The 5177-nt window shown below is 54.4% G+C and carries 4 protein-coding genes; all 4 read right to left on the reverse strand.

All coding sequences use genetic code 11. The annotated features are described in order from the left end of the window. Positions 1-566, reverse strand: a 566-nt coding sequence (locus tag ABF287_RS16830; RefSeq protein ID WP_347186156.1) for an MBL fold metallo-hydrolase, incomplete at its 3' end; no start/stop codon positions are given. Positions 567-583: 17 nt separating this feature from the next. Continuing rightward, the gene (locus ABF287_RS16835; RefSeq protein ID WP_347186157.1) at positions 584-2167 is read right to left on the reverse strand and encodes a sulfatase-like hydrolase/transferase; all 1584 of its coding nucleotides are present in this window, start codon (positions 2165-2167) and stop codon (positions 584-586) included. A gap of 15 nt (positions 2168-2182) precedes the next feature. Continuing rightward, positions 2183-4531, reverse strand: a complete 2349-nt coding sequence (locus ABF287_RS16840; RefSeq protein WP_347186158.1) for a TRAP transporter fused permease subunit — start codon at positions 4529-4531, stop codon at positions 2183-2185. Positions 4532-4634: 103 nt separating this feature from the next. Continuing rightward, positions 4635-5177, reverse strand: a 543-nt coding sequence (locus ABF287_RS16845) for a TAXI family TRAP transporter solute-binding subunit (RefSeq protein ID WP_347186159.1), incomplete at its 5' end; no start/stop codon positions are given.

Raw genomic sequence — 5177 nt, forward strand, 5'->3', positions numbered from 1 at the left:
CCTGTATCGCCCGTGAACACAATGGAGCGATCAGGCGCGTTGAATCTAAGCGAAAGCGAGATAGGGCCGTCGGTGCTGAACTCCGCTTCAGAGCGGTAATGCGTGTTTTCGCAGCATGAGATTTCGATGTCATCAATTGCGAAACAGTCACCTGGCGTGATCTCCTCCACCTGCACAAAATCGCGTGGATGTGGGAAAGATTGACCCTTGAGACCGAAGCCAATTGCATTGGGCACATCGCAGGCCTTTGCCAATCCTTCGACAATCCGGCGTGTTCCGACGGGGCCATAGATCGTGATCGGCTGGGTGCGCTGCAGCATCATATTGATGCCAAAGCATGTGAACAGGCTGCCGATATGATCGAAATGATGATGTGTCAGGATGATCTTGTGGATGCGGCGGAAATCGATACCTGCACGCATGAGTTGCTGCATCGCGCCTTCACCGCAATCGATCAAGATCGCCCGCTCGCCCCGCGTGATCGCATGGGACGGGGCTGCACGGTGGAGCTTTGGCACAGGCCCGCCCGCAGTGCCGAGGGTTGTAAATGTTGTTTTCAGTTCCAACTTGAATTACCCATGTGTTATGCCTGCGCCGTTGGCAAAGGCACGCGGTCCACAGCAGCTATTTCTAGTTCGGCGAGACGTTCCAGTAAGTCTGCTTTCACGTCTTTATGCGCGTCGCTTGTCCAAAGGTTGCTCATCTCATCGGGGTCAGCGGCAAGATCAAACAGCTCGTTTGGGCATTTACCGAGATACATCGAAAGACGCCAATTCTGGTGAACAATCGTGTGCACACGCGGGCGCGTGCCGAAGGCTTTTTGCGTACGTTGAGTTTCATATTGGATATGCGCTGCATCGCGACCCGCGCCTCCGACGACTGGCAAAACAACGCCTTGCATACCGATAGATGGCTCGATCTTGGCGTGTTCCAAAATGGTGGTTCCAATGTCGAGCGTTTGGGCGAGATCATCGCTTCGCGTGCATTGCGCACCCTTTGGATCGGCCCAGATGAACGGGACATGCGTTAGGCTGTCGTATTGCTCCGCACCTTTAAACAAGAGGCGATGGTCGCCCAAGTGATCGCCATGATCGGATGTGTATATCTGCACGGTGTTCTCTGCGACACCCGCATCACTTGCCGCTTTGCGCACTTGGCCCACCGCGTCGTCAATCATCGAGATCATCCCGCAGGTCAGCGCGCGTGCTTGCAACGCTTCTTGCTTTGATACGGCCAGCGAATAACCTGCCATCTGTCCCAAGGTTGGATCGCTGGCACGCGCGTGCTCGGCGGATTTCACATACTCAGGGGGATCCCAATCGTCAGTCTCATAAGCGATAGGCACAGGCATATCTTCGGGCTTGTACATGTCCCAATATTTGCCGGGTGGTGTGAAAGGGTGGTGCGGATCGGGGAAGGAGACGACCAACAGAAATGGTGTCTCGTTGTCTTCTCGCGCCTTCAGCCAGTCAGCGGTACGATCAGCGATGTAGCTGGTTGAATAATGCTCTTCGGGAACCCTAGTGCGGATCGCTTGCGGCACGGTGTAGCCATGTGCGAATTGCTGATCGCGCCCGCGCAAGCCAAGCGTGTCAGACGCGTTCGCCTTCAGCCATTCGAGGTGATCGCCACCAGTGTTGAAGCCGTGTCTCAATACTGAGACATATTCGCTAAACCCGTAAAACGGCAGTGGCACCGTTGGGTCCGCTCGGTCCCAATAGGCCTGCCGTTCATATTGAAACGTCTCATTGTCCAAGTCAGAGCGTTTCGCCACGGCAAGCTCTTTAGGTGGCACCGCATAGCCCTCACGATGCTCTGGTGGTTCAATCTGCACATCCCAATCAGAGACGTTTTGCAAATGACTTTTGCCAATCAAGCAGGTGTCATACCCTGCAGCGGCCAAAAGCTCGACAAAGGTCACGTTCTCTCGAGCCAAAGGAATGCCAAGCGAGCGCGTACCGTGGCTGGACGGCATACGGCAAGTCATCAAACTCGCGCGATTGGGCATGCATACGGGCGAGGCCACGTAGAAGCGATCATGGTTCACACCCTCAGACGCCATTGCGTCGATGTTGGGCGTTTGCAGAACTGGATGACCATTGCAGCCTAAGTGATCATAGCGCTGCTGGTCTGTGATAAAAAGGATGTAGCTGGGCCGATTCGTCATGTGTTTCGTCCTTTGTTATGCGGGCACACCGTCACGATTACGCAGTGTGTGCCAGCCGACAAGCAAAGCTGCGGCAGCCAAGGAAATGCCGTAAACTTCCATCGGTCGCGTGAGGATCAACACGGCGAGAGCAAGTCGCACTAAGATCTCCAAAGGTCTAAGAGCGGAGCGATCAAACGCAGCAAGTGCGCTCGACACCAAGTAAAGCGCAACTGCTACGCGCAGCACCAAGAAGCCAAGCCGGCCTAAATTGATCATCCCGTCATAGCCCGTCAGGAACAAGCCGTCGTTGGGGTTGATCACTGCTTTGTCGATGAGCAAAAGCTCTGGGTAGATCGCGAAAATGAAAGGGATCGTGAACATCACAATACCTGAACGCACCGCGGAGAAACCTGTCTTCATCGGATCCGCCTTGGTGATACTCGCCGCTGCAAAAGCAGCAAGCGCGACAGGTGGCGTAATCGCCGAAGCAACGGCGAAATAGAAGATGAACATATGCGCTGTGAACGTCGCGAGGCCGAGACCAACGAGCATTGGCCCCATTAGCAAAGCGACGTTGATGTAAGCGGGCACCGCAGGCATCCCCATGCCGAGAAGTACAGCCAAGAGCATCGTTAGGAATAGCGCAAACAGCTGGAAGCCGACAGAGTTTGTTGAAACATCAAACGAGTTGAGGAAACCAAGCACATCGACGGCCACGAATTTCGCAAGGCCAGTGAAGTTCAGGCACACGTCGATCACGGTGACGGCCATGAACATCAAGAAGAGCGTGGAAATCGTCACGCCCGCTTGTGACAACCCGTCGAAAATCTTCATCGGCTTGGCGCGAAACTCTTTGTCGATGAACATCAGGATCAACAGCAAACCTACGGCCCACCAGCCCGCAGCACTCGCATCACCGGCTGCGTTTTGGAATAGCTCGATGATCCAGGGAAGTGAAGTGATCTCGCAAGTGCCGCTGCTTTGGTCGACAACTGCGCCGAGCAGGACTGAATACCAGCTGCATCCAACCGCATCTTTGGGAGTAAGTAAGAGGACCAGAACCAAAAGTACAGGGCCAAAGATTTGCATCAGATGCAAACGATTTTCGCGGGTCAGTCTCATGTCGTCGCTGAGCTCACCTACGGCTTCGATATTCTGTTTGCGCGCCTGAAATACAACGGACAAGAACAGGCAGAAGAAATAGAACATCGCAGGGATCGTCGCTGCGATGATGATTTCGCGGTAGGGAACCCCTGTAAGCGCGGCCATGATGAAAGCCGCGACACCCATGATCGGCGGCATGATCGCCCCGCCAGAGGAGGCCGCCGCTTCAACGCCGCCTGCAAAGACTTTGGAAAAGCCGCGCTTTAGCATCATCGGGATGGTCAAGACACCGGTTGAGAGAACGTTTACAACAGGGCCACCTGTGATCGTGCCAAACATTGCAGAGGAAACAACAGCCGCATGTGCAGGACCGCCGCGCAAATTGCGGGTCGCGCCGAAGGCTAATTTGATCAAGGCTTGCCCGCCTGCGCATTTGCCGAATAGCGCCCCTAGGATGACATAGGGAAAGACCAAGATGAGCAATACGTTGATGAAGCGCCCAAGTAATCCTGCGGATTGATTGACCAGCGCGTCTTGGAAAAAGCCAAGGCTGGATCCCAGGCTTCGCACCTCCTCGCTGCTGAGGATCGTCACTAGGTACTTGTTCTGATCCTCCGCGCCAAAGACGTACCAGTTGAGGATCGTGAGGAAGGTGTAGGTCGCAATCAGGATTGAAACCAAAACCAACGGAAGGCCCCAAACCTTGATGTTGTAGCCTAGAAAGACGACGACAGCGCCGAACATGATCAGGATCAGCCAACTGCCCGTCGTGTTCAAACAGCCCGGATCATCTGCGGAATCGGGTGCAGGTAGGCCGTAAAGCTCAGCAAAGTCGATTTCCGCTTGCAGTGCTTTCAAGACGAGCCGCTCACGATCGCCTGTGAAGACGTCGATCAAGCAAACCGCCTCGATTTCAGTGAGATATGTGAGTGAAATTGCAGCTGCGACGACAACTAAGGTCACGTCAAAGAGCAGGCCAATACGCCTCACAACCACCCGCCTGTCAGCCCAGCTGCGCCACATAGAGTGTTTCAAAGCAACGATTAGCATCATCCAGAAGAAAGTGATCGGGAACAACCATTCGGTCGGGAAGCGGCGAATACGGAACAATTCGTTGCCGGTGAGGTCTTTCCAAAGACTGTCCCAGCCGGGGATCGCGGGGGTCACGTTTACCAATCCAAGCAACACTAGGAGTAAGGCCAAGATATAGACAATGCGCTCTACATAGGCCGGTTTTTCGGTTGTGATAGTGGCCGGGGCGGCGTTTTGATCTGACATGTGCGGGCGCAACCTTGGCGAATGTTAGGAAGGGCAGGTATGTGGGACAAGAGAAAAAGGAGGGCATGATCGCGCCTCCTCCTTCGATCTGTCAATCAGGGACTTAAGGCTTGGCGCAATCAGGCAATGTATAGCCCGCTTCTTCCCAAGCGCGCACAGCGCCAGGGTGGAACTTCACGATGTTCGCGCCGCATAGGCCGTTTGCTTCCTCAGATACGTCACCAAAGTTCAGCGTTGCCATGAATGGGGCCATCCCTTTGATGTTGTCGAGGTTTTCGATATGCGATTTGGTCAACTGGTAGGCCAGCTCTTCGTCCATGCTCTTGTTAACAAGATCGCCGCCGGGAACCGCTTTGCCGCGGAACATGTCGTCTTCGGAAACAACAGTCCAACCCTCACCCATTGCCTTTTTGATGTCATCAAGAGGTACAACAAATGGTGTGGAGCCAGGTTTGTTCATGAACTTCTGCGTTGCTGGATCTTCGAATTTTTCCTTTGGCATCGAGTACATTGTCATAGCACCCGCTGCAGAGGCTTGGGTTACGCGTGGACCAGGGAACATCGCAGGGATAACTGCCGCATCTACCGTGCCGTCGATGATCGCGGAGGGCATCTGGCCCCAGTTGACAGTCACTGTGTCATAATC

Source organism: Pacificibacter sp., assembly GCF_039769035.1.
Taxonomy (GTDB): Bacteria; Pseudomonadota; Alphaproteobacteria; order Rhodobacterales; family Rhodobacteraceae; genus Celeribacter.